Consider the following 16,046-nt stretch of genomic DNA (forward strand, 5'->3'; position numbering starts at 1 on the left):
CGGACTACTCGGAGACCTGAATCTCTTTCCAGAAGGCGACGTAGTTGCTGTAGTCCTGACCGACACGGTCGAACGAGGCCGGGGGCGGTGTCGGGTAGCTGAACGCGCGGTCCTGCAGCAGGGTCTCGCCGTCCTTGATGTTGAAGTACTGGCACTCACCCTTCCACGAGCAGGTGTACTGGGTCGGGCTCGCGACGAGCAGGTCGGCGTTGACGCTCGCCGGCGGGAAGTACCAGTTGCCCTCGATCTTGAGGAGGTCGGCCTGGGGTGCTTCGGCGATGACGACGCCGTTGAGTACTGCCTTCATGGGGAGGTGCTCCTTCTCGGTGGTGTGCGACGCTGCGACGCGCGCTGCGACGCGGTTCGGTGGTCACGACCAGGGATCGATCGTGCTGGATGCAACCTCAGGCCGGAAAGGCGAATTCCCGCAGTCGGGAGATTCCCGGGGACGACGCGGGGACATCCGTCATCGATGCACCGGCCGGTGTCGACACCGCGGCCGGCACCGCGGCCCTCACCTCGGCCTGGCGACCGCACCGGGAGAGTTCCTGAGCAGTTTCGGACGCCGTGACCAGGTGCCGCACGGCCTGCCGGAGCCCCGCGAAGCCGGCGGCGGCCGCGGCCGCCTCCGGTGAGCAGTGGTCGATTCCGCGAACGGCGAGGGCGTCGATCACGGCGCCGGCCACGAGCAGGTCCTCCACCGCGAAGCGGCTGCTGCCGTCGGCCCGCTGCTCCCCCACGGCGATCACGGCGACGGCGAACCGGTCGCCCTTCTCCGCCTGCCGGGCAAGCACCCATTTCGCCACGCTGGCGCTGTTGGCCAGGTTCGCGGCGATGACCTGGTGGGCGTCCACCGACGTGGAAACCGCGGAGGCGAGGTCGGTCGCCGGCAGCCCGTCGGCCAGGACGATCACGTCAGCGGTGGCAGCCAGGGCCTGGAACCCGGCCAGACCCATGTCGAAACGAACCTGGTACTTCTGCTGGGGTGCGGCGTTGGTCACGGCTCAAGGGTACTGGTGCCGGCCAGGGAGCCGGAGCGCCAGGACCCGCGCCGCCGCACTCCTACCGGGCGTCGAAGCGGGCGAGCGCGTCGGCATCCGTGGCGTGAGTCATCGCCTTTCGCGCGGTGTCCAGGGCGGAGACCGGGTCGGCCTCCGCACTCGCGAGGCTCAGCTGACGTTCGGCCTCGGCGAGGCGGGTGCGGGCGGCAGCACCCACGCGCCCGGGGTGAGCATTGATGAAGTCGCGGGTCACGGTGATCTGACTGCGCGCGGCCAGGAGCGCCCCGGTCAGCGCGCCGCGGGCGTTGTCGAGCCGCAACTGGCGGTTGCGGGCCTCGGAACGGATCAGGTCGAGACCGTCCATCGCGGTGCGCAGCCGGGACTGGTCCGCTGCCGGGTCGCTCAGGCGCGACGGATGCCGCAGCTCGCCCACGACGCGGTCGGCCTCCGCGATGACACCGTTGAGTTCGCCGCGCGCAGCGGTCTCCTCGTGCCCATCGCGCAGGGCGCGGACCTCCGCCAGCTCGATGTCTGCGGCGTCGAGCGCGCGCGCCAGGGAGGCGAAGCCGACGTGCAGCTGGTCCTCGCCGAGTTCGATCGCGTCGAGGAGGGTGCCGGCCTGATGCAGGGCCTGCTCCGCCGCGAGCAACTGGTCGCCCACGGGGTCGGTGGCCTCCCGGGCGAGCCGGGCGGCCGCGGCATCCGCTGCCCGGCGGGCGTCGTCGAGGGCGCTTTCGGCGCGGGCGACGTTGTTGCTGATCGGAGCGAGGGCAGGCGCAGCGTAGGTGCGGCCGAGTCGGGCGAGGCTGGCGGTGCCGGCCGCGACACGGTCGGCAACCCGGTCGAGACGGCGGCGCAGCTTCTCCAGCAGCAGCGGGGCGTCCCGTTCGATGCCGCGCCGGGAGTCGAAGACCCGGGTCTCGGAGCCGAGGCGCTTGACGGCCTCGTCGGCGAGCGCGATGATCTGCTCGGTCCAGCGGCGCCGCTCACCCTCGGAGTCGGGCACGCTGTCGTCGAGTCGCTGCTGCAGCAGGAAGGCGTCGCGCACCTGCCGTTTGGAGGCATCGAGCGCGGCGGCGAACTCGCCGGTCGCGTTCTCACCGAACTGGGCGAGCGCGAAACCCAGCTCGTCGGAGGCGGCTTCGATCACGTCGTCCGCGCGAACCAGGGCAATCGCGGCGGCACGCGTGCGCTCCGCGGCCAGAGCCTGGTCGACGCGGGTGCGCTCCCGGGAGCGGCGGCGCAGGAGCGCCACGATAAATGCCAACACCGCTGCCGCACCGCCGAAAACGACGACCGAGGGCACCCACCAGAACTCGCCAGTCATACCTTGAGTGTACCGAACGGATGCGTTCCCGCCCGGCCCCGCACTCGGCAGCGCCACCGCGAAAATCGCCGATCCCGCCCCTAATCGCGGAGCAACGGACGAGCGGGAGCGGGCTCGCTCGGGCGCTACACCCGGCGCATCTGGCGGCGGATCAACTCGAAGTCGTGCCGGGAGATCTCGAGCAGCCCCCGCCGCAGCTGGTACCCCCAGTTGGGGTCGCTCCGGGTGAATTCGAGCACCGACAACAGGGGTCGGATCGAGGTGGCGACGGCATCCGTCTCGTAGTCGATGTGACGACGCCAGGGGCGATACGAACTCGGGGCGGCGGATTCCCCCTGATGCACGATTCCCGGGGCGATGCGCCCGATCGCGGTGAATTCACGCAGGCTGTCACCGTCGATGTCGGTCTTCGGGGAGTAGTAGACCACCCCGTCGGACTCGCCCATCTGCTCGAGCGCCGCCCGGGCCCCGTGGCGGGCCTGCACGAGCCCGACCGCCACGGCGCGCACCACGTGTTCGCGGGACGCGACGCCCAGCCAGTATCGAATTGCCACCCTCTTAGTTGTACTGCATGCCCCGGCACCACAGACTGGGGTCATGCGTGTTCTTCTGAAAGAGATCCTCGACTGCTCCCCGGATGCCGCCTGGCGCGCCCTGCGGAGTCCCGCCGTGTTCCGCGAGGTGAGTTCGCCCGTGGTGAGCGTCGAATCCCTCGAGATGGATGGCTTCCCCACCATCTGGGAACCGGGTGAGCATCCGGTCAGCCTGACCGCGCTCGGCCTGGTGCCGATGGGCGAACAGGTGATCCGGCTGACCATGGCCACCACCCGCAAAGACGGGGTGCGCATTCTGCGCGACACCGGCCGCGGCGTGTCGGGGCCGCTCGCCTCGGTCACGCTCTGGGACCACCGGATGGCCGTCGCTCCCGACCCGGCCGGCACCGGCAAGACGCTCTTCCGGGACCAGCTGATCTTCCGCACCGGCGTGCTCACCCTGGCCAGTTGGCCTGTGTTCTGGACGCTCTGGCAGTGGCGGCTGCACCAGCTCAAGCGCCTGGCCCCGAACTGGAGCCTCGACCTCGGCGTCGACGAGCCGGTCCGGCCGGACGCGGCCGGCACTGCCGGCACCGCCGGCACCGATCCCGTTCCCGACGCCGCTCCGGAGTCCCGCGCATCCGGGGTGACCTCATGACCACCACCCTCGGCGCGCTGCAGGTGGCCGACTGGCGCCGGCGAGTGTTCGGTCTCTACGCCGGCGTGCGGCAGCTCAGCGCGCACGACCCGGCAGCCGGCCACGAGCTGTGGCGGAGCGGCCGGGATGACCTGTTCGGCGGGCATCCGGCGTCGCCGCTGATGCCCGACGACCGGGCCGGGTTCACCGGGCTGCCGGTCGCGGCCTACGACCCCGACTGGCGGTTCGAGGCCGAAGTGCACCGGGCGGAGCATCCGCTGCGCATCACGGTCGACACCGGAACCGACGGCCAGGTACCGTTCGACCTCGTCGGAACCGTTCGTCTGCCCTATCTGGGACCGATCGACCTGTGGCGGCTCTCCTGTTACGGCGGCGGACTGTTCCTGCCCCTGCGCGACGGCCTGGCCGGTAAACCCGGCGGCACCTACGGCGGCGGACGCTACCTGCTCGACACCGTCAAGGGCGCCGACCTGGGTGCCGGGGCCGACGACGACAGCATCATCCTCGACTTCAACTTCGCCTACAACCCGTCCTGCGCGTACGACCCGATGTGGGCCTGCCCGCTTCCTCAGGCCGGCAACACCGTGACCGCTGAGGTGCCCGTGGGCGAGCTGGCACCCGGCGAGGAGCGCCACCCCACGGCTCCCGCAGGACGCGCCCACGAACCGGAGGCTTGACAGCATCCGCTAGGATGGAAACTTGCGAGTGCGTAGTTGCGCTCGCTGCGTCGTAGAACGCCCTCTTCTTATTGCGGCAGCCCCCACGGGCCGGCCGGATTTTTCGAATCAAACCTTCTTACGGCGAACGGATGTGCCCATCGGCACCTTCGCCAAGTGAGTCCTCACAGGTTCCGAGTTACCGCCCTTGCGGAACGGATGCCGTGAGGCCTCTGATGCCCGAAAGGCACCACTTTGTCTGAAACTTCCTTTAGCGCGCTCGGCGTGCCTGCCCCCCTCGTGTCCATCTTGACGCAGCAGGGCATCGACAGCCCGTTCCCCATCCAGGTGGACACGCTGCCCGACACGCTCAACGGCCGCGACGTGCTCGGCCGAGGCAAGACCGGCTCCGGCAAGACCCTCGCGTTCGCGCTGCCCATGGTGTCGCGCCTCGGCGGCAAGCTCGCCGGCGGCAAGCGCCGCCCGGGCCGCCCGCTCGGACTGATCCTCGCCCCGACCCGCGAGCTCGCCACCCAGATCACCAACGCGCTCACGCCGCTGGCCGAGGCCTACGGCCTCAACACCACCACGATCTTCGGTGGCGTTTCACAGGGCCGTCAGGTCTCCGCACTCAAGGCCGGCGTCGACATCGTCGTGGCCTGCCCCGGCCGCCTCGAGGACCTGATGAAGCAGGGCTTCATCAGCCTCGACGCCGTCGAGATCACCGTGCTCGACGAGGCCGACCACATGGCCGACCTGGGCTTCCTGCCCGTCGTCACCCGCATCATGGACAAGACGCCCAGCAGCGGCCAGCGCCTGCTGTTCTCGGCGACGCTCGACAACGGCGTGGACAAGATCGTGCGCCGCTTCCTGCACAACGAGGTCATGCACTCGGTCGACGAGGCCAACAGCCACGTCTCCGCGATGACCCACCACGTGTTCGAGATCGACGGCGTCGAATCGAAGAAGGCCCTGGTCGAGAAGCTCGCGAGCGGCTCCGGCCGCCGCATCCTCTTCATGCGCACCAAGCACCAGGCCAAGAAGCTCGCCAAGTCGCTCACCGACGCCGGGATCCCCTCCGTCGACCTGCACGGCAACCTCTCGCAGGTGGCGCGTGACCGCAACCTCGCCGCGTTCAGCGCCGGCGACGTCAAGGTGCTCGTCGCCACGGATGTCGCGGCCCGCGGCGTTCACGTCGACGACATCGAACTCGTCATCCACGTCGACCCGCCGGCCGAGCACAAGGCGTACCTGCACCGTTCGGGCCGTACCGCCCGCGCCGGCAGCGCCGGTGACGTCGTCACCCTGGTTCTCCCCGAACAGCGCCGCGACACCGACGCACTGCTGCGCAAGGCCGCCATCAAGGTGACCCCGCAGCGCGTGACCGCAGCCTCCCCCGCCGTGGACGCCCTCGTCGGCGACGTTGCCGCCTATGTCAAGCCGGTTCCCCGGGTTGAGCAGCCGCACGGCCAGTCTCAGGGCGGCCGCTCGCAGGGCGCCAACGCCCAGCGCAAGCGCGTCAACCGCGACGAGCGCGACTCCGGCGGACGCGACACCGGCGCCCGCGCCGGTGCGACCCGCGGCAACCGCGGACACCGCGGCAGCGACGCCGTGGCACCCTCCGGTGCAGCGCGTCAGGAGCGCTCGGGCCGCCCCGCGGCATCCGGTCGCGGTCAGGGATCGGGCAACGAAAAGAGCCGTCCGGCCCAGAATGGTCGCTCCGGCGGCCTGCAGGTCGGCGGCCTCGTTCGCGGTGCCGGCGCCACCGGCGGCGCACGCCGCTCGGCCCCGCGCCGCGCGCAGGGCTAGTCACTCGGCACGCTCTGCCAGCGCAGTGAATAGTTGAACGGGTCGGTCTCTCACGAGGCCGGCCCGTTCTGCGTCGGGCGGCGCGATCCTCCGTTGCCGGGCGAGGACGTGTCAGTCACACGTCTGCCGCTGAGCTAGTCTCGGGTCATGATCACCACCGCAGACATCCGTCCCGTCGTAGAAACGGACGCCGAAAGCCTCGGCCGCGTGCATGCCACCTGCTGGCATGAAACCTACGACCAGCTGCTCAGCAAGGCCGCTCTTGAACAGCTGCAGCCCGCACGTCTGGCCGCGATGTGGCGGCGCTTCAGCTCCCAGGGACCGAACTACCGCCAGGTGGCAGCTCTCGTCGACGGCGAGATCGTGGGCTTCGCCGGCAGCGGGCCGTCCCGCGACGAGGACAAGCCGACGCCCCGGGAGCTCTATTTCATCTACCTGCTCGACGCCTATCACGGCACCGGAATCGGCCAGCAGCTCTTCGACGCGGTCGTCGACGACGGACCGTCCTCGCTCTGGGTCGCCGAGGTGAACCCGCGCGCGCACTCGTTCTACAAGCGCAACGGCTACGCCCCCGACGGTCACAATCAGGACCAGGAGGTGCTCGGCGAGCAACTCCACGAGGTGCGCCTGGTCCGCCCCCGGGCGCTGGCACGCCGGTTGTCGCTGGTCACGAACGACTAGCCGGTAGCGGGGCTGCGCGCCCGGCAGTCCGCCGCGCCGACTGTCGCCTGTTCTGCCGAGAGTCGCCGTTCCGCCAGGTCAACTGGGCAGGAACGGCGACTTTCGGGGGCTGCGCACCTCCGTATCAGCGCAGCTGGCCCACGGAGGCGAGCGCCATGCGCAGCAGCGCTCCCCGGCCGCCCTCCATCTCGGCTGCCACCGCATCGGAAGCAGCCTCCTTCGGGGTCATCCAGGTGAGTTCGAGGGCGTCCTGGCGCGGGTCGCAGGTGCCCGTGACGGGCACGACGTAGGCCATTGAGACGGCGTGCTGGCGGTCATCCGTGAATGCGGTGATACCCGGCATCGGAAAGTATTCGGCCACGGTGAAGGGCACCGGGCTCGTCGGCAGCTGCGGGAAGGCCATCGGGCCGAGGTCCTTCTCGAGGTGGCGGAAGAGCGCGTCGCGCAGGGTCTCGCCGTACAGCACCCGGCCGGACACCAGCATCCGGGTCATCTCGCCGGTGGAGCGGGCACGCAGGAGCACGCCGACCTCGATCACCTGGCCGAGGCCGTCGACCCGCACGGGCACGGCCTCGATGTAGAGGATGGGCAGTCGGCGACGCACCTCGGCGAGCTCGACATCGCTCAGCCAGCCCGGGTTGGTATTGGGCGGCCCTGCGCCCTCGGGGCCAGGCGTCCAGTCCGGATCGGGGTCAGGGGTGCGCACGCTCATGAATCCATTCTGTACTACCCGTCGCGGGATCGGCCACGCCACCGGGGCGGCACGTCCGGTGCCCGGACCGGGCCGTCGCGGACGAGCCCCTCGACTGGCACACGCGGGTGCGGGCGCGCGGCTCCGTCGACCTGCTCGGACCCTCGACGACACCGGCGGTCGAGCGGGCGACAGCGACACGATCGCCGCGATCTGCGGGGCCGAGCTCGGTTCCGTGTTCGGATGCAGCCGTCCTGGGCCGATGCACCCCGGTTGTGTGCATAACTCCTGCAAATCGGAGGAGCCGCGGCACAGTTTCCCGGAATTCCGGGTGTCGATTCGCCCGTGTGCTGCAGATTGCAGGAGTTATGCACACGGGGCCGCGACGAGAGGCAGCCGATCCGACGGATGCCGTCGCTACCCGGGGAGTGGAAGGATTGACCCGTCGGCGTTTCCCGGTGTCGACCTCGAACAGGAGGACCACCATGGACCAGAACGACAGCACCAACGCCGGCGACGACACCGGCGACACGACCGGCACCCCAAGCCCGCGCGCCGAGCCCATCGACCCGCAGGCCGTGCTGTGGAGCGCCTCGGCCGCCGACCGTGCCGGACGCCCGTTGCTGCTCATCCTGCACGGCTACGGATCGCATGAGGGGGACCTGTTCTCCCTGGCGCCGCACCTGCCGCTGCATCCGGTGATCGCCGCCCTGCGCGCCCCGTTGCCGGCCGGGCCCGGTTGGGCCTGGTTCCCCATCGGCGCGGCCGGCGCGAAGGTCAATCCGGGTGCGCCGAGCGCCGACGCCCTGGACGCGGCGGCCACCGGCGTGCTCGCCTGGCTCGATTCCCTGCCCGAGCAGCCCTCATCCGTGGGTCTGCTCGGCTTCTCGCAGGGCGGGGCGATGGCGCTGCAGCTGCTGCGTCAGGCACCGGATCGCTTCACGTTCGCGGTGCAGCTGTCCGGGTTCGTGGGCCGCAGCGCGCATCCGGGCGACGAACGCCTGGCCGAGCGCCGCCTGCCGGTGTTCTGGGGCCGCGGCACGGCGGACCCGGTCATCCCGCAGGACGCCGTCGACCGCACCCAGGCCTGGCTGCCGGGCCATTCCACGCTCACCGAGCGCATCTACGAGGGGATGGGTCACTCCATCTCGCAGATCGAGCTCGCCGAAATCGTCACGTTCTTGCGGGCACAGTACGACTCCCAGGAGTAGCGGCGCGGCGGCGGCCGCGGGGTCTAGCGGCCGCGGCCGGCCTTCTCGTTCTGCGCGGCCTGGCGGGCGACGTGGGCGATCTTGCGGGCACGCTCGGCGTCGCGGTCCTTGACCCGGATCTGCTCCTCGCGCACCTCGTACTGGGTGGCGCGCTCGGTGACGAGCCAGGCCGGCGGCTGCTGCAGCAGGGCCTGGATCTCGGCCGAGGTGAGCGGCTCGGTCACGGCGCCGCGCACGAGGCCGGAGATCGAGACGCCGAGCTTGGCGGCGACGACCTGCTTAGGGTGCGGCCCGTTAGCGCGCAGCTCGACCAGCCAGGCCGGCGGGTTCGCTTCGAGCGCGGCCAGCTCGGTGCGGGAGACGGGTGCCGTCTGGAATTCTTCCGGGGCTGCTTCGAGCAGAATCCCGAGCTTCTGGGCCGCCGTGGCGGGCTTCATGGTCTGGGTCTTCTTCTCGCTCATCAGTCAAGCGTATAGCCTGAGAGCACCCGCATCGCCGGAGAGAGCGCCGTTCCCCGCGGATCGACGTTCGAAGCGCCATCACAAGAAAGGATGCCGGTGACCTTTTCCATTGCCTTCGTCGCCGGTGTGACTCCCACCAAGTGGACGCGCACCTGGGCCGATCGACGCCCCGACCAGCCACTCGAGGTCTTCCGCACGGACCCGTCCGACCAGGACGCCGTTCTGCGCGACGGCCGCGCCCAGGTGAGCCTCGTTCGCTTGCCCGTGGATGAAACCGATCTCAGCCTGATCGCCCTCTACCGCGAGATTCCCGTGGTCGTCGCGGCCAAGGACCACTTCATCGCCGACGCCGACAGTGTGCTGGTGGCCGACCTCGCCGACGAACACCTTCTGCAGGACCCCGACGACGTGCCCGAGTGGCGCCTCGTGGCCACCGAGCTGAAGGACGGCACCCGCCGCCCCCTGCCGGCGATGCGCGATCTCGACGACGCGATGGCGCAGGTTGCGGCGGGGGTGGGCATCCTGATCGTCCCGCACTCGATCGCACGAATGTACAGCCGCAAGGATGTCGTGTCCCGCCCGGTCGAGGACGTCGCCGAGAGCCAGGTGTCCCTGGCCTGGCTGACGAGCGAAACGACCGAAGACGTCGAGGAGTTCATCGGCATCGTGCGCGGCCGCACCAAGGACAGCTCGCGGGTCGACTCGGTGCCGGCCGGCACCGAGAAGGTCAAGAAGGAAAAGAAGACGGACAAGGCCAAGGCGGCGGCGAAAGCCGTGCGGGTCGCGGCGGCGAAGTCCAAGCCCGCCGTGGCGAAGAAGGCGACCAGCGCCCCCGGCCGCACCCGCAACACGCCCAGCCCGCGGGCGGGCAAGCGGCGCGGGGGCAGGTAGCCCGTCCGTGCCGGAATTCCTGCGGTGGGCGCTGGTGCCCCTGATGAGGGCGCTGTCCGCGGCGGTGAGCCGCGACTACGACGACGTTCCGCGCCCCCGGGACAGCCCGCAGGCGCACTCCCCTGGAAACGACAGCGATCGCATCCTGATCTTCGGCAACGGTCCCGCCGCGGGCTGGGGCGTGCTCAGCCATGACGTGGCCCTGCCGGGATCCCTGGCGCGGGCGCTGTCGGTGCGCACCGGGCGCGGCACGGATGTCGACGTCATCCCGAACCCGCAGGTCACCATCCGCACGGCCCAGGCTGAGCTCGACGGGCTGGGCCTCTGGCGATATGACGCCGTCGTCGTGAGCGTCGGCACGTCGGATGCCATCACCCTGCTGTCCGCGCGGGTGTGGCGGCGCGAACTGTCGGCGCTGCTCGACCGGATCGAGCGGGAATCCTCGCTCAACACCCGGATCTTCGTGCTCGGGGTGCAGCCGATCCGCTCGATCGCGGCCTTCGACTCGGCCCTCGGAGCCGTGGCCGGGAAGCACGCCCGCCGGCTGAACGCTGCCAGCGCGGCACTCTGCGGCGAGCGGGCGCAGAGCCACTTCGTTCCGATGGGGGCGAACCTCAGCCCGACGCCGGGGCGGGTGCGCACGTCGGCGCACTACACGCGGTGGGCCGAGGCGCTGGCCGACCGGATGGCGCCCGCGCTCGATGCCGACCACCTCGACTCCGGTCGGGCTGCGGCCGAAGTGCGCGCGGTGGAACGCGGTGCCGAGCAACTCTCCCCCGGCCCGCGCCGTGCCGTCGACCGGCTCACGGGCATCGGCACCGCCGCCGAGGTGGCCTGCGACCGGCTCGTCGCCCTGGCCCGGAGCACCTACGGCACCAGCTCCGCCGCTCTCACCTTCGTCGACGGCGATCGGCTCTGGGACATGGTGCACCTCGGTTTCACGCCCCGGGTCTACCCGTTGGCCGGTTCGATCACGGCCCGTGCGGTGAGCGGGGCAGGCGCGTTCGTGGTGTCCGACGCCCTGCTCGACGATCGGTTCGCAGCGCGTCCGCCCGAAGCCGGCCAGGCGGTGACCCGGTTCTACGCGGGCTTCCCGATCGAAGCCGACTCCGGCGAGCGGATCGGTGTTCTGTGCGTCTTCGACACGAAACCCCGCCGCCGGAACGAGGTCGACACCGTGCTGCTGCGGGAACTCGCCCTGTCGATCCAGGCCGAACTCAGCGAGCGTTCCGAGTAGACCACCGGCGTGCCACGATCAGGCCGGGGCGACCGGCTGTCGCAGCACGGTTTTCAGGTTGGCGGGCGCGGCACGGCGCGGATCGCCCAGGTAGACCTCGTGGTGCAGGCCGTTCATCCGCAGTCCGTGCTCCGCCAGGTACTCGTCGTGAAGCCGGGCGAGGATCGGCGCCTCGTCGGCGTACGGTCCGAGGTGCAGCACCTGCGCGGAGAGCCCCTCGTCGAGGGTGTCCACCCGAACCCGGGCGAGCGCGGGGAGCTTCTTCTTCGCGAGCGCCCCGGCGATGGCCTCGGCGATCGCGGCATCCGTCACCCAGTCCGGCTGGCTGATCAGCAGCGTCCACTTCCATTGCGCCTTCGCGTCGGCCGTGAAAACGGATGCGTCGTCGGCGTACCAGAGGCCCTCGAGCGGAGCCACGACCATTTCCCGGCCGAGGGCGCGCTTACCCGCGAACTTGATCGCATACGCCACCGCGTAGAGGGATTCGACGGCCTCCGTGTACGCGGGTGCCGTATTGGGGTCACCGGTCCCGTCGACGGCGATGAACCGCTGGGCGGGAACCTGGACCAGCTCCCAGTCGCGGTTTTTGGGCCCGTAGAGCGGCGGGTGCACCCGCTTCACGTCCCAGGGCCCGGCCCCGACCGGTGCGGTATTGCGGGGGGCGCGCAGCGCACCTGTGCGCCGGTCGGTGCGAAACGGAACCGCGTCACTCATGGCGACTCGTCGACTCTGGGGCACGGTTCATGGGGATCACTGACTCCTGCTAACGGGAACTGATGGACGCGAACTTGCGGATGCACAGCGGAACGAACAGTACCAGCATCACCGTGATCCCGATCAGCACCGTGAGGATCGGGTTCTGCATGGTCCAGATGTCGGGCACGGGCGCCGTGCCCTCGTTGCCGAACAGCTCCCGGGCCGCTTGCACCAGGGAAGAGACCGGGTTCCACTCCGCGAACACCCGCAGCGGGGTCGGCAGTGTGTCGCTGGGCACGAAGGCGTTGGAGATGAAGGTCAGCGGGAAGAGGATCAGGAACGAGGCGTTGTTGATCACCTCGGGTGTTTTCACGCTCATGCCGAGCAGCGCCATCACCCAGCTGAAGGAGTAGCTGAACAGCAGGAGCAGACCGACACCGGCCAGGAATTCGGACACCGACGAGTTCACCCGCCAGCCCACGAGCAGCCCGGTCAGCATCATGATCACCATGGAGATCGTGTTCAGCACCAGGTCGCTGTTGGTGCGCCCGATCAGAACCGCGGAGGAGCTCATCGGCAGGCTGCGGAACCGGTCGATGATGCCTTCCTTGAGGTCCTGCGCCATGGCCGAGCCGGAGAACGTCGACCCGAACACGACGGTCTGCGCGAAGATCCCGGCCATCAGGAACTGCACGTAGTCGGTGCCCTGCACGGAGATCGCGCCGGCGTAGACCTGGCTGAACAGCAGCACGAACATGATCGGCTGGACCACGGCGAAGACGAGCATGTCCGGGGATCGCTTGATCTTGATCAGGTTTCGCTTGGTGACGGTCCACCCGTCGGAGTACCAGAGCGAGAGCGGGTTCCAGGTGGGGAGGGTTGCTGCAGCGGTCATTTCGCCTTCTCCAGTTCCGCGTCGGCGGCCACGTCTGCCGTCTGGTCGGCCTTGTGGCCGGTCAGCTTGAGGAATACGTCGTCGAGGGTGGGTCGACGCATGCCGGCGTCGTGCAGACGGATGTCCGCTGCGCCCAGAGCCGCCAGCACCTGCTGCAGGGCGCGCGGACCGTCGATCACCGCGACCTCGAGGCCACGGCCGTCGCTGGTCACCATCGGTTCCCCGGCACCGTAGCGGGCGAGGATCTCCCGGGCGGCCGGGCCGTCGCCGGACTCGACCAGGGCGACCACGAGCCGGTGGCCGCCGATCTGCGCCTTGAGCTGATCGGAGGTGCCCTCGGCGATCACCCGGCCGTCGTCGATCACGACGATGTCATCCGAGAGCTGGTCGGCTTCCTCGAGGTACTGGGTGGTGAGCAGCACGGTGGTGCCGTCGGCAACCAGACGTTTGATGACGGCCCAGAGCGCGATCCGGCTGCGGGGGTCCAGTCCCGTGGTGGGCTCGTCGAGGAACAGCACCTTCGGATTGATCACCAAAGCCCCGGCCAGGTCGATCCGGCGGCGCATCCCGCCGGAGAATCCCTTGACCGGACGGTTGCCGGCCGCGGTCAGCTCGAAGAGGTCGATCAGCTCCTGGGCCCGGCGCCGGGACTCGGCACCACCCAGATGGTAGAGCCGGCCCACCATCTCCAGGTTCTCGAACCCGGTCAGGTTCTCGTCGACGGCGGCATACTGGCCCGAGACGCCGATGACGCGCCGCACCCCCTTGGGGTCGGCGACGACGTCGATCCCGTCGACATAGGCGGTGCCGGAATCCGGCCGGATCAGTGTGGTGAGCATCTTGACGACGGTCGTCTTGCCGGCGCCGTTCGGGCCGAGCAGCGCTTTGACGGTTCCGCGCGGCACGGACAGGTCCAGCCCGGCGAGAGCGTGCACGGGGCCGGACTTGGACCGGTAGACCTTGGTCAGCCCGGAGGCTTCAATGATATTCATCGGGGGTTCCCTGTCTGTCGGTATGCGCGGTGCGGGGCGACCCGGAGCGGTGCGGGGCGAGCCAGAGAAAGCGGCGCCTCACGGGCGGGGCGCAAGCGGATGCTGCCGACATCCGTCTCATATTTTAATGAGGCCCTGCCGTAACGGCAACCGTCGCGGGTGATCGCACTCCCGAATCCTCCTGACTATGGTGTGCTCATGGATCAGGCGCGCTGGGAGAAGGTCGTGCAGTGGCCGCTGCTGTTCGCCTCGGTGCTCTTCCTGATCAGCTACACGTGGCGGGTGCTCGCCGATCTCGACGGCCCCCGCGATGCGGTGTCGGCGGTCGTGCTGCTGACAGCCTGGCTGGTGTTCGCCGTCGACTACCTGGTCAATCTCGCCCTCGCGCCCGAGCGCGGGCGCTGGTTCATCACCCACCTGTTCGATTTGGCGGTGGTGTTCCTGCCGGCGCTGCGACCGCTGCGTCTTCTCCGGCTGGTGACCTTGCTGCCGATGTTCCAGCGCACTCCCGGCCAGGCCGTGCGCTCCCGGGTCGGCCTCTACCTGGTCGGGGCGTCCAGCCTGCTGATCTGGATGGGCTCTCTGGCCGTGCTCGACGCCGAGCGGGCGGCCCCCGGCGCGAACATAATTACTCTGGGCGATTCTCTCTGGTGGGCTTTCGTGACCGTGTCGACGGTGGGCTACGGCGACTACTTCCCGGTGACCGGCGCCGGACGGCTCGTGGCCGTCGCGCTGATGCTGGGCGGCGTCACGCTCGTCGGCGTGATCACGGCAACCCTGGCGTCGTGGATCATCGACCGCATCGCCGCCGTCGGCCAGAACCGCTGACCTGGCCCGCTATGCGGGGGCGTTCGTCAGGCCAAGCGCACGAGCTGCCCCAGGTCGTCGCGCGGCAGCTCGTCGACGACGGCCGCGACCGTGAGGGACTGCAGCAGCACGCCGCCGCCGATGGTCGTCAGGAACGCGGTGTCTGCCGCGTCGCGGCCCGTGGCGATGCGCACCAGCGACTGCCGGGGAGCCAGCGTGGTCGCGTCGACCACCTGCCAGGCGTCGTCGACGAAGGCCTCGGCCACGGCATGGAAGTCCATCGGCGCCAGACCCGGGGCGTAGACGGAGACCAGGCGGGCCGGCACATCGCGGGCCCGCAGCAGCGCGACGACCAGATGGGCGTAATCCCGGCAGACACCCTGGCGGGCGAGGAGGGTGCGTACCGCGCCATCGGTCGGCAGGCTCGATCCCGGCACGTAGAACAGCTTCTGCCCGACCCAGGAACTCACGCTGTTCAACAGATCGGTGCCCTCCAGGCCGGCGAATTCTGCCTGGGCCGTGGGCCCGAGGCTGTCGGACTCGCAGTAGCGGCTGGGGCGCAGGTACCGCACCAGGTCGATGTCCCGGACCGTCGGCGGGTGCGCCCGGCCGGTCAGGTCGGCGCGGTAATCCACCTGCACCGGCCCGGCGCTGACATTGGCCAGGTGCAGGCGGGTTCCGTGTTCATCGGTGATCTCGCGCACCGCCACGGCGGCGTCGTTCTGCACGACGGTGAGCAGGTCCGCGCACTCACGCCCCGGGTCGGCGGCGTCAGCGGAATCGGCGGCCACGGCAATCGACAGCACGAGACGTGCCGGAGCCAGGGCCTCGAGCGAGAGGTGAGCGGAGACGGTGCGGTTCATGCCTCGATCCTGACATGCGCGCGCCGGCGCCGGCCACAGCTACTGGCGCGGCCTCCGGCCTGGGGCCACACTGACCGCATGCTCGGTGAACTGAACGACCAGGAAATTGAAGGCGTGCTGCTCGAGGCGATGATCGGCCGGATCGGCTGCCACATCGATGAGCGGACCTACATCGTGCCGGTGTCCTATGCCTACGACGGAGAAGCCGTCTACGGTCATTCAGGCGCCGGCCGCAAGGTGACGATGATGCGAGCCAACCCGTCGGTCTGCTTCGAGGTGGAGCAGGTCGACGACCTGGGCAACTGGCGCACAGTGATCGCCTGGGGTCACTACGAAGAACTGACCGGAACGGATGCCGCAGCGGGCCGGCAACTCCTGCTGGACCGATTCAAGCCGCTCCTCGGCGGCGGCGCCCCCTCCAGCGCCGCCGCCGTGCCCAGCCTCGGGCCCGACGGGACCCCGTTGCGCGCCCCGGTGCCCGGAGCCGCACCGGCACCCGTCCCGAAGCCGGGGCCGGTGCGCGCGCACGTTCCGGCTCCGCACCCTGCCGGCCGTGAGCCGAACGGGAGCGGGACGGCGGCGGTGCTCTACCGCATCCGTCTGACAGAGAAGACCGGACGCTTCGAGCGAAGCTGAG

At 70.1% G+C, this 16,046-nt stretch carries 19 protein-coding genes; 9 read left to right on the forward strand and 10 right to left on the reverse strand.

Going from position 1 to position 16,046, the window contains the following annotated elements:
• Positions 1-4 precede the first annotated feature (4 nt).
• From AC0J5J_RS08220 to AC0J5J_RS08235, 4 genes are all read right to left on the reverse strand, one after another.
• Positions 5-307 (reverse strand): DUF427 domain-containing protein, encoded by a 303-nt coding sequence (locus tag AC0J5J_RS08220; RefSeq protein WP_134425143.1) that lies wholly within the window; start codon positions 305-307, stop codon positions 5-7.
• A 97-nt stretch (positions 308-404) separates the two neighbouring features.
• Positions 405-1,001 (reverse strand): 2-phosphosulfolactate phosphatase, encoded by a 597-nt coding sequence (locus tag AC0J5J_RS08225; RefSeq protein ID WP_474897446.1) that lies wholly within the window; start codon positions 999-1,001, stop codon positions 405-407.
• 61 nt (positions 1,002-1,062) lie between these two features.
• Positions 1,063-2,328: a hypothetical protein gene (locus tag AC0J5J_RS08230; protein WP_474897448.1), complete on the reverse strand. Its 1,266-nt coding sequence runs from the start codon at positions 2,326-2,328 to the stop codon at positions 1,063-1,065.
• 125 nt (positions 2,329-2,453) lie between these two features.
• Positions 2,454-2,882, reverse strand: coding sequence for an EVE domain-containing protein (locus AC0J5J_RS08235; protein WP_474897450.1), 429 nt, complete (start codon positions 2,880-2,882; stop codon positions 2,454-2,456).
• Between the two features lie 43 nt (positions 2,883-2,925).
• On the opposite strand from AC0J5J_RS08235, the gene AC0J5J_RS08240 reads away from it, so the two are divergent.
• From AC0J5J_RS08240 to AC0J5J_RS08255, 4 genes are all read left to right on the forward strand, one after another.
• Positions 2,926-3,519 (forward strand): hypothetical protein, encoded by a 594-nt coding sequence (locus AC0J5J_RS08240; protein ID WP_474897451.1) that lies wholly within the window; start codon positions 2,926-2,928, stop codon positions 3,517-3,519.
• Positions 3,516-4,196, forward strand: a complete 681-nt coding sequence (locus AC0J5J_RS08245; protein WP_474897453.1) for a DUF1684 domain-containing protein — start codon at positions 3,516-3,518, stop codon at positions 4,194-4,196. The genes AC0J5J_RS08240 and AC0J5J_RS08245 overlap by 4 nt, the downstream gene beginning before the upstream one ends.
• A gap of 234 nt (positions 4,197-4,430) precedes the next feature.
• A complete protein-coding gene (locus AC0J5J_RS08250; protein ID WP_474897455.1) occupies positions 4,431-5,984 on the forward strand; it encodes a DEAD/DEAH box helicase in 1,554 nt (517 codons plus the stop codon).
• A 147-nt stretch (positions 5,985-6,131) separates the two neighbouring features.
• Entirely contained in the window at positions 6,132-6,665 is a 534-nt protein-coding gene (locus AC0J5J_RS08255; RefSeq protein ID WP_134425148.1) for a GNAT family N-acetyltransferase, read from the forward strand.
• Positions 6,666-6,789: 124 nt separating this feature from the next.
• On the opposite strand, the gene AC0J5J_RS08260 is transcribed toward AC0J5J_RS08255, so the two are convergent.
• Complete coding sequence (locus tag AC0J5J_RS08260; RefSeq protein WP_474897457.1) at positions 6,790-7,377, reverse strand: NUDIX hydrolase family protein; 588 nt, start codon at positions 7,375-7,377, stop codon at positions 6,790-6,792.
• A 464-nt stretch (positions 7,378-7,841) separates the two neighbouring features.
• Here AC0J5J_RS08260 and AC0J5J_RS08265 point away from each other — a divergent pair, with 464 nt between their 5' ends.
• Positions 7,842-8,567 (forward strand): alpha/beta hydrolase, encoded by a 726-nt coding sequence (locus AC0J5J_RS08265; RefSeq protein ID WP_134425150.1) that lies wholly within the window; start codon positions 7,842-7,844, stop codon positions 8,565-8,567.
• Between the two features lie 23 nt (positions 8,568-8,590).
• On the opposite strand, the gene AC0J5J_RS08270 is transcribed toward AC0J5J_RS08265, so the two are convergent.
• The gene (locus AC0J5J_RS08270; RefSeq protein WP_134425151.1) at positions 8,591-9,028 is read right to left on the reverse strand and encodes a DUF5997 family protein; all 438 of its coding nucleotides are present in this window, start codon (positions 9,026-9,028) and stop codon (positions 8,591-8,593) included.
• 96 nt (positions 9,029-9,124) lie between these two features.
• Between AC0J5J_RS08270 and AC0J5J_RS08275 the strand changes: the two genes are divergently transcribed.
• Both AC0J5J_RS08275 and AC0J5J_RS08280 read left to right on the forward strand, forming a co-directional pair.
• Entirely contained in the window at positions 9,125-9,919 is a 795-nt protein-coding gene (locus AC0J5J_RS08275; protein WP_166785534.1) for a LysR substrate-binding domain-containing protein, read from the forward strand.
• Positions 9,920-9,926: 7 nt separating this feature from the next.
• A complete protein-coding gene (locus tag AC0J5J_RS08280; protein WP_474897459.1) occupies positions 9,927-11,156 on the forward strand; it encodes a GAF domain-containing protein in 1,230 nt (409 codons plus the stop codon).
• Between the two features lie 18 nt (positions 11,157-11,174).
• Here AC0J5J_RS08280 and AC0J5J_RS08285 read toward each other — a convergent pair whose 3' ends face one another.
• The 3 genes from AC0J5J_RS08285 to AC0J5J_RS08295 are packed head-to-tail and all read right to left on the reverse strand — an operon-like array spanning position 11,175 to position 13,739.
• Positions 11,175-11,870: a GyrI-like domain-containing protein gene (locus AC0J5J_RS08285; RefSeq protein WP_134425154.1), complete on the reverse strand. Its 696-nt coding sequence runs from the start codon at positions 11,868-11,870 to the stop codon at positions 11,175-11,177.
• 49 nt (positions 11,871-11,919) lie between these two features.
• Positions 11,920-12,747 carry an ABC transporter permease gene (locus AC0J5J_RS08290; protein WP_134425155.1) on the reverse strand — a complete coding sequence of 276 codons (828 nt, stop codon included), beginning with the start codon at positions 12,745-12,747 and terminating at the stop codon, positions 11,920-11,922.
• Positions 12,744-13,739: an ATP-binding cassette domain-containing protein gene (locus AC0J5J_RS08295; RefSeq protein WP_474897461.1), complete on the reverse strand. Its 996-nt coding sequence runs from the start codon at positions 13,737-13,739 to the stop codon at positions 12,744-12,746. Before AC0J5J_RS08295 ends, AC0J5J_RS08290 begins: the two co-directional genes overlap by 4 nt.
• 198 nt (positions 13,740-13,937) lie before the next feature.
• On the opposite strand from AC0J5J_RS08295, the gene AC0J5J_RS08300 reads away from it, so the two are divergent.
• Positions 13,938-14,567 carry a potassium channel family protein gene (locus AC0J5J_RS08300; RefSeq protein WP_474897463.1) on the forward strand — a complete coding sequence of 210 codons (630 nt, stop codon included), beginning with the start codon at positions 13,938-13,940 and terminating at the stop codon, positions 14,565-14,567.
• A 26-nt stretch (positions 14,568-14,593) separates the two neighbouring features.
• Here the strand turns inward: AC0J5J_RS08300 and AC0J5J_RS08305 are convergent, their stop codons facing one another.
• Positions 14,594-15,409, reverse strand: a complete 816-nt coding sequence (locus AC0J5J_RS08305; RefSeq protein ID WP_474897465.1) for a transglutaminase-like domain-containing protein — start codon at positions 15,407-15,409, stop codon at positions 14,594-14,596.
• A gap of 78 nt (positions 15,410-15,487) precedes the next feature.
• Between AC0J5J_RS08305 and AC0J5J_RS08310 the strand changes: the two genes are divergently transcribed.
• A complete protein-coding gene (locus tag AC0J5J_RS08310) occupies positions 15,488-16,045 on the forward strand; it encodes a pyridoxamine 5'-phosphate oxidase family protein (RefSeq protein ID WP_134425159.1) in 558 nt (185 codons plus the stop codon).
• Position 16,046: the final 1 nt, after the last annotated feature.

The sequence above is a fragment of the Cryobacterium sp. TS_SC_7 genome, from assembly GCF_056156285.1.